At 65.7% G+C, this 15,320-nt stretch carries 15 protein-coding genes; 4 read left to right on the top strand and 11 right to left on the bottom strand.

All coding sequences use genetic code 11. The features are described from left to right. Nucleotides 1-140: 140 nt before the first annotated feature. From AB4Y63_RS15930 to AB4Y63_RS15920, 3 genes are all read right to left on the bottom strand, one after another. Complete coding sequence (locus AB4Y63_RS15930) at nucleotides 141-2,378, bottom strand: glycoside hydrolase family 3 C-terminal domain-containing protein (RefSeq protein WP_441792039.1); 2,238 nt, start codon at nucleotides 2,376-2,378, stop codon at nucleotides 141-143. A 91-nt stretch (nucleotides 2,379-2,469) separates the two neighbouring features. Beyond that, complete coding sequence (locus AB4Y63_RS15925) at nucleotides 2,470-3,747, bottom strand: MFS transporter (RefSeq protein ID WP_441792038.1); 1,278 nt, start codon at nucleotides 3,745-3,747, stop codon at nucleotides 2,470-2,472. A 111-nt stretch (nucleotides 3,748-3,858) separates the two neighbouring features. Then, on the bottom strand, nucleotides 3,859-4,479 hold the full coding sequence (locus AB4Y63_RS15920) for a TetR/AcrR family transcriptional regulator (RefSeq protein ID WP_441792037.1): 621 nt from the start codon (nucleotides 4,477-4,479) through the stop codon (nucleotides 3,859-3,861). A gap of 185 nt (nucleotides 4,480-4,664) precedes the next feature. Between AB4Y63_RS15920 and AB4Y63_RS15915 the strand changes: the two genes are divergently transcribed. After that, nucleotides 4,665-6,125 (top strand): carboxylesterase/lipase family protein, encoded by a 1,461-nt coding sequence (locus AB4Y63_RS15915; protein WP_441792036.1) that lies wholly within the window; start codon nucleotides 4,665-4,667, stop codon nucleotides 6,123-6,125. A gap of 115 nt (nucleotides 6,126-6,240) precedes the next feature. Here the strand turns inward: AB4Y63_RS15915 and AB4Y63_RS15910 are convergent, their stop codons facing one another. Continuing rightward, nucleotides 6,241-6,822 (bottom strand): NUDIX hydrolase family protein, encoded by a 582-nt coding sequence (locus AB4Y63_RS15910; protein WP_441792035.1) that lies wholly within the window; start codon nucleotides 6,820-6,822, stop codon nucleotides 6,241-6,243. 151 nt (nucleotides 6,823-6,973) lie between these two features. Here AB4Y63_RS15910 and AB4Y63_RS15905 point away from each other — a divergent pair, with 151 nt between their 5' ends. After that, the gene (locus AB4Y63_RS15905; RefSeq protein WP_441792034.1) at nucleotides 6,974-7,630 is read left to right on the top strand and encodes an alpha/beta hydrolase; all 657 of its coding nucleotides are present in this window, start codon (nucleotides 6,974-6,976) and stop codon (nucleotides 7,628-7,630) included. A gap of 99 nt (nucleotides 7,631-7,729) precedes the next feature. Here the strand turns inward: AB4Y63_RS15905 and AB4Y63_RS15900 are convergent, their stop codons facing one another. Further along, the gene (locus AB4Y63_RS15900; protein ID WP_441792033.1) at nucleotides 7,730-8,167 is read right to left on the bottom strand and encodes a DUF5997 family protein; all 438 of its coding nucleotides are present in this window, start codon (nucleotides 8,165-8,167) and stop codon (nucleotides 7,730-7,732) included. An 86-nt stretch (nucleotides 8,168-8,253) separates the two neighbouring features. Between AB4Y63_RS15900 and AB4Y63_RS15895 the strand changes: the two genes are divergently transcribed. Then, nucleotides 8,254-9,051, top strand: a complete 798-nt coding sequence (locus AB4Y63_RS15895) for a LysR substrate-binding domain-containing protein (protein ID WP_441792032.1) — start codon at nucleotides 8,254-8,256, stop codon at nucleotides 9,049-9,051. A 24-nt stretch (nucleotides 9,052-9,075) separates the two neighbouring features. Here AB4Y63_RS15895 and AB4Y63_RS15890 read toward each other — a convergent pair whose 3' ends face one another. Together AB4Y63_RS15890 and AB4Y63_RS15885 are read right to left on the bottom strand one after the other, a co-directional pair. Further along, entirely contained in the window at nucleotides 9,076-9,942 is an 867-nt protein-coding gene (locus AB4Y63_RS15890; protein ID WP_441792031.1) for an ABC transporter permease, read from the bottom strand. Continuing rightward, nucleotides 9,939-10,994 (bottom strand): ATP-binding cassette domain-containing protein, encoded by a 1,056-nt coding sequence (locus AB4Y63_RS15885; RefSeq protein WP_441792030.1) that lies wholly within the window; start codon nucleotides 10,992-10,994, stop codon nucleotides 9,939-9,941. The genes AB4Y63_RS15890 and AB4Y63_RS15885 overlap by 4 nt, the downstream gene beginning before the upstream one ends. 221 nt (nucleotides 10,995-11,215) lie before the next feature. On the opposite strand from AB4Y63_RS15885, the gene AB4Y63_RS15880 reads away from it, so the two are divergent. Further along, nucleotides 11,216-11,623 (top strand): hypothetical protein, encoded by a 408-nt coding sequence (locus tag AB4Y63_RS15880; RefSeq protein WP_441792029.1) that lies wholly within the window; start codon nucleotides 11,216-11,218, stop codon nucleotides 11,621-11,623. Between the two features lie 30 nt (nucleotides 11,624-11,653). Here AB4Y63_RS15880 and AB4Y63_RS15875 read toward each other — a convergent pair whose 3' ends face one another. Genes AB4Y63_RS15875 through AB4Y63_RS15860 form a run of 4 tightly spaced genes read right to left on the bottom strand, consistent with a single transcriptional unit; the run spans nucleotide 11,654 to nucleotide 15,278 of the window. Then, nucleotides 11,654-12,055, bottom strand: coding sequence for a hypothetical protein (locus AB4Y63_RS15875; protein ID WP_441792028.1), 402 nt, complete (start codon nucleotides 12,053-12,055; stop codon nucleotides 11,654-11,656). A gap of 4 nt (nucleotides 12,056-12,059) precedes the next feature. Further along, nucleotides 12,060-13,385 (bottom strand): amidohydrolase family protein, encoded by a 1,326-nt coding sequence (locus AB4Y63_RS15870; protein ID WP_441792027.1) that lies wholly within the window; start codon nucleotides 13,383-13,385, stop codon nucleotides 12,060-12,062. Continuing rightward, nucleotides 13,375-14,205 carry a carbohydrate ABC transporter permease gene (locus tag AB4Y63_RS15865; protein ID WP_441792026.1) on the bottom strand — a complete coding sequence of 277 codons (831 nt, stop codon included), beginning with the start codon at nucleotides 14,203-14,205 and terminating at the stop codon, nucleotides 13,375-13,377. Before AB4Y63_RS15865 ends, AB4Y63_RS15870 begins: the two co-directional genes overlap by 11 nt. Further along, nucleotides 14,202-15,278: a carbohydrate ABC transporter permease gene (locus AB4Y63_RS15860; protein WP_441792025.1), complete on the bottom strand. Its 1,077-nt coding sequence runs from the start codon at nucleotides 15,276-15,278 to the stop codon at nucleotides 14,202-14,204. The genes AB4Y63_RS15865 and AB4Y63_RS15860 overlap by 4 nt, the downstream gene beginning before the upstream one ends. Nucleotides 15,279-15,320: the final 42 nt, after the last annotated feature.

Below are 15,320 nucleotides of genomic sequence, written 5' to 3'. Positions count from 1 at the left end.
GCATTAGCGTGGGACATGAGGGTCTCCTGGTTTTAGTGAATGTCTAAGCAACACCACTGTGAACCGGAGACCCTCACCCGTTCGTCAATGACTACAGCGAGTCGTCACACCGAGTCAACCAACGTCCCTGGGCAGTACAGCTAGCCCTGCGCCGCGTTGGCCGCAGCGAAGAGCTGGTCGAGCTGTTCCATATCGATGTCGACACCGGGGAACATCGCGAGGCGCGCGATCGGGATGGACGCCATCATCTTGAAGACCGACGGGTCGGCCATCAGGCCCGCGCCCTCACCGCTGGCTCCGGCCAGTGTCTGCATGACGATCGGTCCGGCGATGGGGTTTGCGAGAATCTCGCCCATCGTGGACTCGGCGTTCAATGGGCTGAGCACCAGGTCACCCTCGATGGCGACCTGCGCGGTGGCTCGGAAGTCGCGGCTGGAGGCGCCGACCTCGAAGAGGTACTCGCCGCCCTCAACGACCCAACCGCCGATGCGCGTCTCCCAGTAGGCGAGATCCTCGCGACGCACCGTTACCTGAACCTCGCGGCTCTCGCCGGCGACCAGGAATACCTTGCTGAAGCCGGCCAGCGAACGCGGCGCCCGCACAACCGACGACGCGGCGAGCGACGAGTAAACCTGTACGACCTCGGCGCCATCGCGAGCACCCGTATTGGTGACTGTGACGCGGACCGTGACGCCATCGGCGTCGACGGTGGCCGTCGCATCCGAGTACGCGAACGTCGTGTACGACAGGCCGTGACCGAAGGCGTACGAGACCGCGATGTCGCGGGCGTCATACCAGCGGTAGCCGACGAACAGGCCCTCACTGTAGCGCGCGTGGCCGTTCTCTCCTCCGAAGTCGAGGAAGGCGGGGCTGTCCTGCAGACGCACCGGGATGGTCTCGGTGAGGCGACCCGATGGGTTGGTCACACCGTAGAGCATCTGGGCAACGGCGCTTCCGCCGGCCTGGCCGAGCAGCCAGCCCTCGACGATCGCGGGCACGCGGTCAGCGAAGCCGGACAGGCGCACGACGCCACCGTTGGACAGCACGACGACCGTGCGCGGGTTGGCCGCGACCACGGCATCGAGCAGCGTAAGCTGCGTCGCCGGCAGTTCGATGTCGGTGCGGTCGAAGCCCTCTGACTCCTGATCGGCGGGAACGCCGAGGAAGAGCAGCACGGTGCCTGCCGTCGCGGCCAGGGCCACGGCTTCCTGCGCGAGTTCGACCGAGTCGGTGCCGTCGGTGGTGTAACCCGCGGCGAAGGGAACCTCGGCGCCGGTCAGTTCACGGATCGAATCGAGTGCGTTGTCGAGACGGGTGGGGTTGACCTGCGAGCTGCCGGCACCCTGGTAGCGAGCGTTCTGCCCGAGCTCACCGATCACGACGACCGACGCGTCGGTGGCGAGCGGGAGTACAGCGTCGTCGTTCTTCAACAGCACGATGCTGGCCGCAGCCGCCTCGCGGGCGATCCCGTGGTGGGCGTCGCGGTCGTAGGGAGTGTCGCTCGCACCGGCGACAGCCTTGCGCACCAGCTCGGCGACCCGGCCGGCGGCCGTGTCGACCACTGACTCGTCGAGCTCACCGGCACGTACCGCTGCGACGATCTCGGCGTCGGTGCGCCCGTTGGTCGACGGCATCTCCAGGTCGAGACCTGCGGCCAAGGCTGCAACGCGGTCGGAGACGGCGCCCCAGTCGGAGACGACGAGGCCGTCGAAGCCCCAGTCGTCGCGCAGCACAGTGTTGAGCAGCCACGAGTCCTGCGAGGCGTAGACGCCGTTGATCTTGTTGTAGGAGCACATGACCGTCCACGGCTGCTCCTGCTCAACGACGCGCTGGAAGCCGCGCAGGTAGATCTCGCGCAGCGGGCGCTCGTCGATGTCGGCCGAGACGCGCATGCGGTCGGCCTCCTGGTTGTTTGCCGCGAAGTGCTTGAGCGACGCTCCGACGCCCTGCGACTGCAGGCCGCGCACGAGTGCCGAACCGAGCACACCGGAGACGAGCGGGTCCTCGGAGATGTACTCGAAGTTGCGACCGCAGAGCGGTGAGCGCTTGATGTTGATGCCCGGGCCGAGCAGCACGCCGACGCTCTCCGCACGAGCCTCTTCGCCGAGTGCGACGCCGACGCGTTCGAGCAGTTCGACGTCGAAGGTCGAGCCGAGGCCGACGGCGGGCGGGAAGCAGGTCGTCGGGATGCTGCCGGAGAGGCCGAGGTGGTCAGATCCTTCTTCCTGCTTGCGCACACCGTGCGGGCCATCCGTCAGCATGATCGACGGAACGCCGGAAACGGCCTTGGTCGTCCAGAAGTCGGCGCCGCTGGTCAGGCTCGCCTTCTGTTCGAGGGACAGACCGTCGAGGATGGGGTCGGTTTGGGTGTTGCTCATGATGCTCCTTTGGTGGATGCCGCGGGTGGGGTGTGCAGGAGGGTCTTGTGGGCCGACGATACGCCGGATCGTAAGACGGGAGGGGTAATTGCTACTTCACGGCCTTGATGAACCAGACGGCGAAAGCGCCGAGGATCGAGAGGATGATGCCGATCGGGAACAGACCGACGTAGCCGAAGGTGAGGACGACCGCACCGGCGAGGCCCGGAGCGAGTGTCTGCGGGAGGGTCGCCGCGATGTTCACGACGCCGAGGTCCTTGGCGAAGGAGTCCTTCGACGGGAGCACCTCGCTCATCAGCGCCTGGTCGACGGCGGAGAAGCAACCGAATCCGAGACCGGAAACGATCGAGAAGATCAGCCAGCCCTCGAACGTGGGCATGAAGACCGGGATGAGCAGGGCGAGGCCGACGACGACCGACGAGATGAACACGAAGATTTTGCGGCGTCCGAGCTTGTCGGAGAGCGGTCCGGAGACGAGGGTCGAAATGATGATTCCGGCGAGGCTGGCCAGCCCGAAGATCGGGATGGCGGCAGCGGCGCCTTCCAGGCCCATGCCGATGTAGTCCGAGAGGATGTAGAGCTGGAATCCGGTGACGGCGAAGTAACCCGTGTAGAGCAGCAGTCGACCGGTGAAGGCCCAGAAGAAGTCGGGGTGCTTCGTGGGACTCACCCAGAAGGTTCCGAGGAAGACCTTGAGCGAGAAGGGCTCGCGCTCGTTCTCGACACTGGAGTGGTCGGGGTTGAAGACGACGAACAGGGTGATCACGACGAGCGCGAGGCCGGCGAAGAACATGTAACCGGTGGGAATGTTCTTGGAGAAGAAAATGGAGCCGACGATCTGACCGCCGAGGGCGCCGAGCATCGAGCCCAGACCGGCCATTGCCGAGAAGGTACCGCGTGCGGCGCGCGGCACACGGTCGGGCAGGATAGCGCTGAGCGGTCCCTGCGTGAAGTTGTAAGCGACCTGCACGATCACCCAGGCGATAGTGATCTGCACGAGGGTGTTGGCCATGGCCATGCCGACGAGTGCCAGGCCGCCGATGAGCACTCCACCGACCATCCACTGCGCGCGACGGCCGAAGCGGGAGCGCGTGCGGTCGGAGAGGAGACCAGCGATCGGCTGGGCGAGCATCGCGGCGAAGGCGCTGACCGTCATGATGACAGCGATGTTCGCGATCTTGTTCGCCGGGTCGATCCCCGCGACCTGCAGGGGCAGCAGGATGCCGGGGACGGCGCCCCAGATGATGAAGATGCTGATGTTGGTCGGGATGATCCAGCCGAGCAAGCGCCGGATGGTGCCCTTGACCAGTGGCTGCGGTTCTTCCAGACCGTCGGTGGTCTGTGTTGCGTCTAGGGACGTCGTTGTCATGGGTTCCTCTCGGAGCGCTCACCGATGAGCGGCTCCGAACACAGTACAACGCTCGGTTTTCAAAATCAAGCGACGCTCGGTTTTCGAAATCAAGCGACGCTCTGCTTCCGACTACGCCGCGGTGAGACGCTCCCAGAGGTATTGAACGTTGGCGACCATGTCGATCGAATCGTCCAGCATCCACTGGGTCTGCAGGCCGTCGATCGCCGCCGCCAGTAGGGTCGCGCTGAGATCGGCGTCGAGCGAGGCCGGCAGCTCCTTGGCTTCCTGCTTCGCCCGGATCGCCCCCGCGACGGCGCTCCGGAAAGCCTCGTAGCGCTTCTGGAAATAGGCCTGCGCCGGGTGCCCCGATTCTGCGGCCTCGGTGGAGAACTGTGCATAGAGCTGAACCAGTCCCGGCACTTCGGCATTGTGCTTGACGACCCGGGAAATGACCTCGATGACGTCACCCAAGTCGGACTCATCGCGATCCGGAAAGCTCACCTCGTTGGCGTCGTCGATCACCAGGAAGCCACCGCCGTCGATCTCGTCGCGCTTGCGGAGTACCGCGGCGAACAGCTCTTCTTTGGTGCCGAAATAGTGGAGCAGTCCGGTCTGCGAGAGACCGACCGCGGCGGCGAGATCCCGAATGGATGTCTTGCGGTATCCGTTCTGGGCGATCACATCCAGAGCGGTCTGCAGTATCTCGTCGCGTTTGGCGACACCCTTCGCATACGAACCTCGAGCTTTCATGGAGCAAGCTTAGCCAGACGCAAGCCTCTTGCAGTCGAAAACAGAATGAGGTACGGTTTTGGAACCCTCAGGGAGGAGGCGCACGTGCATGCCATCATTTCGATGAGCCAGGATGCCACACATCCGATCCTGGAGTTCGCCGCTTTTCTCCCGGCCACAGCCTCACCATCGACAAGGATTAGGGCATGACAGACTTCATCGAAGCACAGACCACCGCCGGCCGCGTGCGCGGATTCTGGCGGGGAGAATCCGCCGCCTTCCTGGGAATTCCGTTTGCAGAACCGCCGATCGGCGAACTGCGCTTCGCTGCACCGGTGCCGCACAAGCCGTGGGAGGGAATCCGAGATGCGCTGGAGCACGGGGCCACTCCGCAGCGCGGCAACGGCGAAATCACTCTGATCCCCGAGCCGTCCGTCGAGGGCGAATCAACGCTCAACGTCAACGTCTTCACCCCGGCGCCTGGCGGCACCGGCGGTCTTCCCGTTCTCGTCTACATCCACGGCGGCGGCTACTTCTCCGGATCCCCCGCCAGCCCGTGGTACGACGGCGCCTCCTTCAACCGTGACGGTGTCGTCACGGTGTCCGTCTCCTATCGCCTCGGCTTTGACGGCTTCGGCTGGATCGAAGACGCCCCGCACAACCGTGGCGTGCGCGACTGGCTGCTGGCCCTCGAGTGGGTGCGCGACAACATCGCGAACTTCGGCGGCGACCCGTCGCGGGTCACCATCGTCGGCCAGTCGGCCGGCGGCGGCGCCGTGTTCACCCTGCTCGGGATGCCGGCGGCACAGCCTCTGTTCCACAGCGCGTACTCGATCTCCGGCGCGCTCGGCGCGCTCACCCTCGAAGCGGCCGAGCAGCTCGGGCGCAGCCTGGCCGCCGAAGCCGGTGTCGCACCCACGCGCGCTGGGCTCAGCACTCTCTCTGAGGAGCGCCTCATGAAGGTGCAGAACAAGGTGACGGGCATGGAGGGCGGCCTCGCCGGCGGCAACCCCATGGACATGCTCAACGGGATGATCAACGACGGCCTCAAGCTCGGACCGGTCATCGACGGAGAGCTCATCCCGGTGTCGACCATTGAGGCGATCCGCAGCGGCGTGGGCGGAGACAAGCCCCTCGTGCTCGGCACCACCGACGACGAGTTCTCGATGATCTTCGCCGAGGCCAAAGACAAGCTCAAGTGGATCCCCGCGAACTTCCTGCTCGGCAAGCTTGGCCTGCGCGGACGCGCACGCTCGGCCTACCGCGCCGCGAACCGCGATGTGAAGGGCACGGCCGCTGTGCTCGGTCGGTACGTCACCGACAAAATGTTCCTCGTGGCCGCGATGAACGTCGCCGACGCGCGTGGGACTGCCCCGACCTGGCTCTACCGCTTCGCCTGGCGCTCCCCGGTGAGCGGCTTCGCCGGGCACTGCCTCGACGTGCCGTTCTTCTTCGACTGCCTGAGCCTTGACCGCGTTGCCGTCATTGCCGGCGACAACCCGCCCCAGTCACTCGCCGACGAAATCCACGGCGACGCCGTGTCGTTCGTCGAGAGCGGCGACCCGGGCTGGCCGCGCTTCACCGAAGGCCACGCGGTGCGCGTGTTCGACCTGCAGTCGAAGACCGAGTCGAACGGGACCGCCGCGGTGCGGGCACTCGTCGCCTAACCCACTTTTCGACAAGTACCCCTCCTGAAACGGCGCCCGGCTCTGAGCCGGGCGCCGTTGTCGTGTGCCTGGCGAACCATGCTCACGACCGGGCTCACGACCGGGCGCCGGCGGATCAGCGCAAGCAGCCGAGCGTGGCCAGTGCGGTACGCAGCAGTGCGCCGCGGCCACCTTCCATCTCAGCGGACACCGCATCGGTTGCCGCTTCCTGCGGAGTCATCCAGGTCAGCTCGAGGGCATCCTGCCGCGGTTCACAGGTGCCGGTGACCGGTACCACGAAGGCGAGCGACACCGCATGCTGGCGTTCGTCGGTGAATGCCGAGACACCGGGCATGGGAAAGTATTCGGCCACCGTGAACGGCAGCGGGCTGGCCGGAAGCTGGGGGAACGCCATCGGCCCGAGATCTTTCTCGAGGTGCCGAAACAGGGCTTCGCGCAGCGTCTCGCCGTACATCACCCGGCCGGACACCAGCATCCTGGTCATCTCGCCGGTCGGCGTCGCGCGCAGGAGCACACCGACTTCGACGACCTGGCCGAGTCCATCGACCCGCACCGGCACAGCCTCCACATACAGCAGCGGCAGCCGCCCGCGCACCTCGGCCAGCTCGATGTCGCTCAGCCAGCCGGGATTCGTCGACGGCAGCGGACTGTCGTCGGGGCCCGGGGTCCAGTCGGGGTCGGGGGTGCGCACGCTCATCTGCTTATTCTGCACCCGCAGGCTGGCAACTGAGTTCGCGCGCTCGTCTGCGCGCCGCGAATTCGCCGGCCGGCGCTGACGGGAGGCAGAGAATGAAAGGATTGAGGCTGTCGGGGTTCTTCGCTTCGACTCCCCCAACGTGAGGTGTGAGATGCCCGACAGTGACAACATCCTGAGCATCGACGCGGATGCCGTGCTCTGGTCTGCAAGCGCGGCAGATCGGGTCGGACGCCCGCTGCTCATCGTCCTGCACGGCTACGGCTCGCATGAGGGCGACCTCTTCTCGCTCTCGCCGTACCTGCCGCTGCAGCCGGTGATCGCGTCTCTCCGTGCGCCGCTGCCGGTCGGCGATGGTGCGGCGTGGTTTCCGATCTCGAATCAGCCTGGCCGGCCCGATCCCTCGGCCGTCGATGCGGCGACGGTGGCCGTGCTCGCCTGGCTCGACGCGTTGCCGGAACAGCCGACATCCGTGGGCCTGCTCGGCTTCTCTCAGGGCGGCGCAATGACGCTGCAGCTGCTGCGTCACGCTCCCGAGCGGTTCGCGTTCGCCGTGCAGCTCTCCGGATTCGTGGCCGACGGCGGGTCAGCTGGCGATGCCGAGCTGCGCACCGTACGCCCGCCGGTGTTTTGGGGCCGCGGCACGATCGACCCGGTCATTCCGGCCGATGCGGTCGACCGCACCGCGCTCTGGCTCGCCGACCACACCACGACGGTCGAGCGCATTTACGAAGGCATGCCGCACTCGATCTCGCAGGCCGAGCTCGCCGATGTCTCGGCGTTTCTGCGCGAGCAGTACGCGCGCCGTTAACGCACTGCACCGAGCTTGAGCGTTGCGGTCGAGTTGCCCTGTTCTACCAGGCAAACTCGACCGCAAGTCTCAAACTCGGCGACAGGAAAGCGGTGAAGGCTACGCGCTCCGGTGCGCAGCGCGCTGAGCGGCTCCGCGGTCGGCGCGCTCTTTCTTGGCGGCCTTCTCGATCTTCGCGTCTTTCACGCGGATCTGCTCGGCACGCACCTCGGCCTGGGTCGCACGCTCGGTGATGAGCCATGCGGGCGGAGCCTGCAGCAGTTCTTTGATCTCAACCGTGGTCAGCGGCGCGTCGACGCCGGCGCGGGCGAGACCCGAGATCGACACGCCGAGCTTCGCAGCGACGACCTGACGCGGGTGGGGGCCATCCGCACGCAGCGTGGTCAACCACGCGGGCGGGTTCGCGGTGAACTCGGCCAGCTCGGTGCGGGTGATTTCAGCGGTCTGGAACGTGGCGGGCGCGGCCTCGAGCAGAATCCCGAGTTTCTGTGCCGCCGTGGCGGACTTCATGGTCTGGGGCTTCTTTTCGGACGTCATAGTCCAAGCGTATAGCCTGGGAGCACCGCGAAACTGGTTGAATGCCTGCCTCGCACACAGAACCGCACCAAGAAGAGAGGATGCCGGTGACCTTTTCAATCGCCTTCGTCGCCGGCGTCACGCCCACCAAGTGGACGCGCATCTGGGCCGAACGTTTTCCCGACCGCGACCTTGAGGTCTTTCGCACCGATCCGGGCGAGCAGATCGAGGTGCTCCACGACGGTCGCGCCGACGTCAGCCTGGTGCGTCTGCCGATCGACCGTGAGGGTCTCGGCGCCATCACGCTGTACTCCGAAATCGCCGTCGTCGTCGCGGCGAAGGATCACGCAATCGCCGCCATCGCCGAGAACGGCACGGTGTCGCTCGACCTCCTGGCCGACGATCACCTGCTTCAGGACCCCGACACGGTGCCCGAATGGCGCGACATTGCCACCGAGGTGAGCGACGGCAGTCGCCGCGCGCTGCCGATCATGCGCGACCTCGACGAGGTGATGGAACAGATCGCCGCCGGCGTGGGAATCGCCATCCTCCCCCACTCCCTCGCCCGCCTGCACAGCCGTAAGGATGTCGTCTCCCGGGCCGTCGACGGCGTCGCCGAGACGCAGATCGCGCTCGCGTGGCCTGTCGACGCGAAGACCGAGAACGTTGAAGAGTTCATTGGGATCGTGCGCGGCCGGAGCGCCGCCAGCTCCCGCAGCGCGACGGTCGTCGTGCGCGGCGAACCGGTGAAGAAGGAAAAGGCGACGGCGAAGGCGAAAGCCGCGGCCAAGATCGCTCGCGAAGAGGCGGCGCGCAAGAAGCCGGCCCAGGCCAAGAAGAAGCCCGGAGTGATCAGCGGGCGCATCCGCACCTCGGGCGCTCCCAAGAAGAAGCGCCGCAGCTAGCTCTTTCGTTGATCGAGCGCAGGCTCAGCGGGAGCTGATCGAAGCGAACTTTCTGATGCAGAGCGGCACGAACACGACGAGCATGACCACCACGCCGATCAGCACGGTGAGCGTCGCGTGCTGCAGCGTCCAGACATCCGGAACCGGTGCCGAGCCCGTGTTGCCGAACAGCTCGCGGGCCGCTTGCACCAGTGACGACACCGGGTTCAGTTCGGCGAAGGTGCGGAGCGGTTCCGGCAGCGTCTCCAGGGGCACGAAGGCGTTGGAGATGAACGTCAGCGGGAAGAGGATGAGGAACGAGGCATTGTTGATGACCTCCGGGCTGCGCACACTCATGCCGAGCAACGCCATCACCCAGCTGAACGCGTAGCTGAACAGCAGCAGCAGGGCGACTCCGGCGAGAAAGTCGAGGAATGACGAGTTCACCCGCCAGCCGACGACGACACCGGTCAGCATCATGATTGCCATCGAAATGGTGTTCAAAGCGAGGTCGCTGTTCGTGCGGCCGATCAGCACCGACGAGGAGCTCATCGGCAGACTGCGAAATCGGTCGATGATTCCCGATTTCAGGTCTTGGGCCATCGCGCTGCCCGAGAAGGTCGAACCGAAGACGACGGTCTGCGCGAAGATGCCGGCCATCAGAAACTGGGTGTAGTCGGTGCCCTGCACCTGAATGGCGCCGCCGTAGACCTGGCTGAACAGCAGCACGAACATGATCGGCTGGATGACCGCGAAGACGATCATGTCGGGCGAGCGCTTGATCTTGATCAGGTTGCGCTTGGTGACCGTCCAGCCGTCGGAATACCAGAGCGCGAGTGGGTTCGTGTTCGGATTGTCCAGCTGCGTCGGCGTGGGCAACTGCGTCGTCGCGCTCGTCGTTGCCCCGCTCATCGCACCGACTCCAGCTTCGTGTCGCGCGCGTCTCTCTGAGCTTTCCGCCCCTTCTTGGTGGTGCCGTCTGCATCCGGGGCGTCGTCGGGCGACTCTGCCTCCTGCTCCGCGGCGTGCCCGGTCAGTTTCAGGAACACGTCGTCGAGCGTCGGTCTGCGCATCCCGGCGTCGTGCAACAGGATGCCCGCCTCACCGAGGTCACCGAGCACGCTTTGCAGGGCACCGGGCCCATCGTTCACGGCCACCTCGACCCCGCGGCCGTCGGCGGATAGCACCGCCTCGCCGGAGCCGTAGCGCGCGAGGATCTCGCGCGCTGCCTCACCGTCGGCGGCGTCAACGAGAGCCACGACCACCCGGTGCCCGCCGATCTGAGCCTTGAGCTGGTCGGAGGTGCCCTCGGCGATGACGACGCCGTCGTCGATCACCGAGATGCTGTCGGCCAGCTGGTCTGCCTCTTCGAGGTATTGAGTGGTCAGCAGCACGCTGGTGCCCCCGGCGACGAGTTTCGTGATGACGTCCCACATGGCGAGGCGGCTGCGCGGGTCGAGTCCGGTCGTCGGTTCGTCGAGAAACAACACCTTGGGATTGATCACAAGCGCGCCGGCGAGGTCGATGCGGCGACGCATCCCGCCGGAGAAGCCCTTGACGGGTCGGTTTCCGGCGGCGGTCAGATCGAAGAGGTCGATGAGTTCGTGGGCTCGGCGCTTGGCCACCGCCCAGCGCAGGTGGTAGAGCCGGCCGACCATCTCCAGGTTCTCGAGGCCGGTCAGGTTTTCATCGACCGCCGCGTATTGGCCGGAGACTCCGATGATGCGGCGCACGGCTTTCGGGTTCTGCGCGACGTCGATTCCGTCGACGAACGCGGTGCCGGCATCCGGCCTGATCAAAGTGGTCAGCACTTTGACGACTGTCGTCTTGCCGGCCCCGTTCGGGCCGAGCAATGCCTTCACCGTGCCGCGCGGCACCGAAAGGTCGAGTCCCGCCAGAGCATGAACGGGGCCGCTCTTCGAGCGGTAGGTCTTGGTGAGGCCTGTCGCCTCGATGATTGTCATGAGTGAGCTCCTGCCAGAGGTGCTTATCGATGAGTGATCGCCGGCTCGCCTGTGTTGTGCGCGATTCGGATGCCGGGGTGCATGTCAGCGACGTGCTCCCCCTGGAGCTGGGCGACACGGCAAAAACCAAGTTTAACGAATCGTCACTCGGGAGGCAACGGTCGAAACGACTCCCCGCCCGGGTCCCCGCCCGCCCACTGGCCATACGTTAACATCGGCACATGGTGCGCCTTCTGCTTCGAACCCTGATCTTTCTGCTCTCCGCCACGCTCGGCCTTCTGGTCGCGAGCTGGCTGCTGCCGGACGTGGTGCTCTCGGTCAGCGGATTCATCATCACGATCGTCGTGTTCGCCCTGGCCCAGAACGTGCTCTCGCCGTTCATCATGAAGGTGACCGCCCGGAATGCCCCCGCATTCCTCGGCGGCGTCGGCCTGCTGTCGACATTTGTCGCGCTGCTGCTCGCCACCCTGTTCACCGGCGGGCTGCACATCTCCGGCTGGCAGACCTGGATTCTCGCGACCCTCATCGTCTGGCTGGTGACCGCTCTGGCCACCTTCTTCCTGCCGATGATCATGCTCAAGAAGGGCGTGCAGAAAGCACGAAACTCCTCCACCAACCTCCCGATCTGAGCGAGGCCGGCAGAGACCGACAGAGGCCGGCTAGGCCTCGACGATCAGCAGCACCATCGAGGCGACGAACGCCACCGCGCCCAGTCCCAGCAGCAGCCCGGTCAGCAGCCGCAGGGTGTTCTCGCCGTGCCCGATCCGGTCAAAACGGATGCGATCGGGCGCGTGCTGACTGTAGAACAGCCGCACGCGGTCGGCCTGATGAAGCTGGTCGTGGTCGGCCGCACTGAGCCGCCGCTCGTGCAAGCCGTCGCGCGACATCCAGCGCAGGCAGACGGCGCCGGAGTCGGTGACGACCTCCGCATCGGTCTCGATCCACCGACCGCTGACCGAGCGCACAATGAGCCACAACACCAAGAACACCACTCCGAGGCCCAGCCCGATCCAGCTGAAAAGCTCAGCGAGGTTTCCGAGGTAGTCGAAGGCGGTGTTCACACCCTCATGCTAACGAATGGGCTGCAAGCTTCGCGTCAGTCGACTTCAACACAGCCGGGGCCAACGACGAGTCGTGAACGATTCGTCCGGCCGAGACGGTGAGCGTGCAGCGTCCTGCGGCCTGCTCCACGACCGCCCGTTCTACGTCGTCGCCCTGCACATGAACCTCGAACACGGCGAGATCGGCCGGCCCGCCAACGGTCAGCGAACCGTAGCCCAGGCTGTCAGCCACCCCCATCGCCAGCGCGCCGCCGAGGGTGACCGCCCGCACCAAGCGCTCGTAGAGGTCGTCGTCGGTGTAGCCCTGCTCGCGCGCCAAGACGGCCAGCAGCGCGACATCCGCCATCAGATCCATTGACGGCGACGACGCGAGCGAGTCGGTGCCGACGGCGATCTCGTGGCCCTCGGCCAGGTACGCCGCGACCGGTGGGGCGTCGAGACCGATGACTTTGTTCGAGCGCGGGCAGAGGGCAACCTGGGTGCCGCGCGCACGCAGCAGATCCCGCTCGGCGCGGTCGAGATAGATGGCGTGGGCGAGGTGCGTGGTCGGAACGAGCAGCCCGATCGAGTCGGCGTACTCGGCAGTGGTGTGGCCGACGCCGCCCTTGCGCACCAGTTCGAACTCGTCGCGCAGGTCGCCGTAGGCGGTCAGAACGGTGTTGACGCCGGAACGGTACAGGTCGGCTTCGACGGCCGACTCACCGACGTGCGAGTGCACCCGCAGGTTGCGCTCCGCCGCGATCTGCATCAGGTCGGAGATCACGGCGCCATCGAGGCTGTAGGGAGCGTGCGGCGACACCCCGAACGGAACAGCGGATGTCTGTTCCAACCGCGCAAGGAAGGTGTCGCGTCCGCCGTCGCGCCAAGAGTTCCCGAACTCGCCGATCGCTTCGAGGTATTCGATTCCGGTGACCTGGCACGCGTCGAGCGAGCCACGTGCCTCATCGTTGGTGACGATTTCGGCGAACACCGTGGTGCCCGTCGCGATGCCCTGGCGGGCTCCGTCGAGCGCGGCGGTACGCCAGTCCGACGGGTCGGTGACCTCGTCGTAGACCAGCCCGAAGGCATCCGACCAGTCTTCGAAGCTGGTGTAACTGCCGCGACCGACCTCATCGAAGTGCGTGTACTGCAGGTGCGTGTGCGCGTTGACCAGCCCGGGCATGAGCACGCCGGAACGTGTCTCAGTGGGGCTGTCGGCAAATTCAGCCGGCAGATCCACTGCCGCACCGAGCCACAGCACCCGATCGTTGCTGACGACGACAACGCCGTTTCGAATCGGCTGCGCCGAAATGGGAAGTACCCAATCCGCCGCAAAAACCTTACTTTTCACTTCCGCCTCCGAAACCCTTCGCCAGAGACTTCTGGGCGAAAAGGAACACAATGATTGTCGGCAGGAGCGCGACGAGGGCCGCCGCGGCCTGCCCCTGCAAATTGACTTCTTCTCGCGTGGAGAGCGAAGTAGCGGCAAGGGTCACCGTGTAAACGGCGGGATCGGACTGCAGCAGCGTTGCTGAGATGAGCAGGTCGCCGAAGCTCCAGACGAAAACCAGTGCGACAACGGATGCGAGGGCGGGCAGCGACATCGGAATCGCGACGTGCCAGAACGCCTTGAGGGTTCCGGCCCCGTCGAGGGTCACGGCTTCGAGAATTTCGGCGGTGAGCACCTGCTTGTAGAAGGTGTGCACCAGGTAGAGCGCGAACGGCAGGCTTGACACGCCGTTGACGATTCCGGCGACCAGCAGGTTGCCCGTCATATTGCCGTTCGCCAGGATCACGAAGACCGGGATCAACCAGGCGATCATCGGGATCGCGTAGCCGGCGACCAAGACGGCCCGCATCATTCCGATGTAGCGCCCCTCATGGATCCGGAACCAGTAGGCACCGGCCAGCGCGGTCGACGCGCAGACCAGGCAGGCGATGACCGAGACGAACAGCGTCGCGAGCAGAGCCATCCCGAGATTGGCGTCGTTCCAGGCATTCACGAGGTTGTCGAGGGTGAACGAGCGGGGCAAGCCGCCGGGGTTGGCGGCGTAGTCGGCGGGGCTCCGCACCGTGGTCGAGACGAGAAACAAGAACGGAATGATGAACGGAATCGCGATGAGCACCGCGATGCCGGTCTTCACCTTGCGTTCGGTGGCAATTGTCGTCATGAGGCGTCTCCTGCCGCGATATCTGCGAGCTCGGCCGTGCGATCTGCCACGAGCACCGGCTGCGGCGTCACGGCGATGTCCGTCTCGCTGACGATGGCCGTCGCTCCGACGCCGGCCGCGGCGCCGGGGTGCAGCCGACCAGTGACGAACTTCACCAGCGCGGGGATCACGACGGTCAAGCTCGCGACCACCAGAATCATCACGACGAGCACCACCGATTGCGCGGCGGCAGTTCCGAAATAGCCGAAGCGCATGAAGTTCTGGTAGATCGCGTAGTCCATCGTCGTGCTGGCGAGGCCGGGGCCGCCGCCGGTGAGCACGTAGATCCAGGCGAACATGAACAAGAAGATCGAGATGACCTGAAACATCGTCCAGAGCACGATGGTCGAGCGGATGTTCGGAATCGCGATGTACCAGAACTCACGCCAGAACCCGGCACCGTCGAGGCGCGCGGCCTCGAATTGGCTCTGCGGCACCGCGGCGAACGCCGACGAGAAGATGAGCACACCGGTGCCGAACCCGGCCCAGAGCACCAGGACGATGATCACGGGCTTGACCAGCGCCGCATCCGTCAGCCACGGCAGCGCGAATTCGCCGAGGCCGATGTTGTTCAGGAAGGAGTTGACCGGGCCGTCTCCGGAGAGCAAGGAACGGAAGACGAGGCCGACGATCGCCGGCGACATGACCGCGGGCAGAAAGTAGATCGACCGGAAGAGGCCGGCCTTGGCCACGTTCTCCCGCAGGAGGTACGCCACGATCAGCGGGGAGATCACCCAGAGCGGCAGGCCGAGCAGGTAGAACAGCTGGTTGCCGACGACTTCCCAGAACTCGGGGTCGGCGAAGAGTGCCGTGTAGTTGTCGATCCCGATGAAGGTCGACTCTCCGCCGGGCTGCCAGTCATACGTCGACCGAAAGAAGATGTAGACGAGCGGCACGAAGAAGAGTGCGACCTCGAGGATGACGACCGGCAGCAGCAGGAAGAGTCCGCTGCCCATGACCCGCGAGCGGTCGAGCGAAGTGCTCGACCGCCGCGGCCGCCGGGGCGTGCCTCCAGAGAGTGGGGCAGGTGTCATGGCTGTTCCTGTTGCTGTCAGTTGCTATCGATGTCGCGGCGG

Source organism: Leifsonia sp. YAF41 (assembly GCF_052113185.1).
Classification (GTDB): Bacteria; Actinomycetota; Actinomycetes; order Actinomycetales; family Microbacteriaceae; genus Cryobacterium.
This window is presented reverse-complemented; position numbering and strand designations above follow the sequence as displayed.

Excerpts from the sequence above, each read along its gene's own strand:
- AB4Y63_RS15915 (WP_441792036.1), top strand. The coding sequence starts at position 4,665 with ATGACAGACTTCATCGAAGCACAGACCACCGCCGGCCGCGTGCGCGGA.
- AB4Y63_RS15890 (WP_441792031.1), bottom strand. The coding sequence starts at position 9,942 with ATGAGCGGGGCAACGACGAGCGCGACGACGCAGTTGCCCACGCCGACG.
- AB4Y63_RS15900 (WP_441792033.1), bottom strand. The coding sequence starts at position 8,167 with ATGACGTCCGAAAAGAAGCCCCAGACCATGAAGTCCGCCACGGCGGCA.
- AB4Y63_RS15885 (WP_441792030.1), bottom strand. The coding sequence starts at position 10,994 with ATGACAATCATCGAGGCGACAGGCCTCACCAAGACCTACCGCTCGAAG.
- AB4Y63_RS15930 (WP_441792039.1), bottom strand. The coding sequence starts at position 2,378 with ATGAGCAACACCCAAACCGACCCCATCCTCGACGGTCTGTCCCTCGAA.
- AB4Y63_RS15925 (WP_441792038.1), bottom strand. The coding sequence starts at position 3,747 with ATGACAACGACGTCCCTAGACGCAACACAGACCACCGACGGTCTGGAA.
- AB4Y63_RS15865 (WP_441792026.1), bottom strand. The coding sequence starts at position 14,205 with ATGACGACAATTGCCACCGAACGCAAGGTGAAGACCGGCATCGCGGTG.
- AB4Y63_RS15880 (WP_441792029.1), top strand. The coding sequence starts at position 11,216 with ATGGTGCGCCTTCTGCTTCGAACCCTGATCTTTCTGCTCTCCGCCACG.
- AB4Y63_RS15860 (WP_441792025.1), bottom strand. The coding sequence starts at position 15,278 with ATGACACCTGCCCCACTCTCTGGAGGCACGCCCCGGCGGCCGCGGCGG.
- AB4Y63_RS15910 (WP_441792035.1), bottom strand. The coding sequence starts at position 6,822 with ATGAGCGTGCGCACCCCCGACCCCGACTGGACCCCGGGCCCCGACGAC.
- AB4Y63_RS15920 (WP_441792037.1), bottom strand. The coding sequence starts at position 4,479 with ATGAAAGCTCGAGGTTCGTATGCGAAGGGTGTCGCCAAACGCGACGAG.
- AB4Y63_RS15905 (WP_441792034.1), top strand. The coding sequence starts at position 6,974 with ATGCCCGACAGTGACAACATCCTGAGCATCGACGCGGATGCCGTGCTC.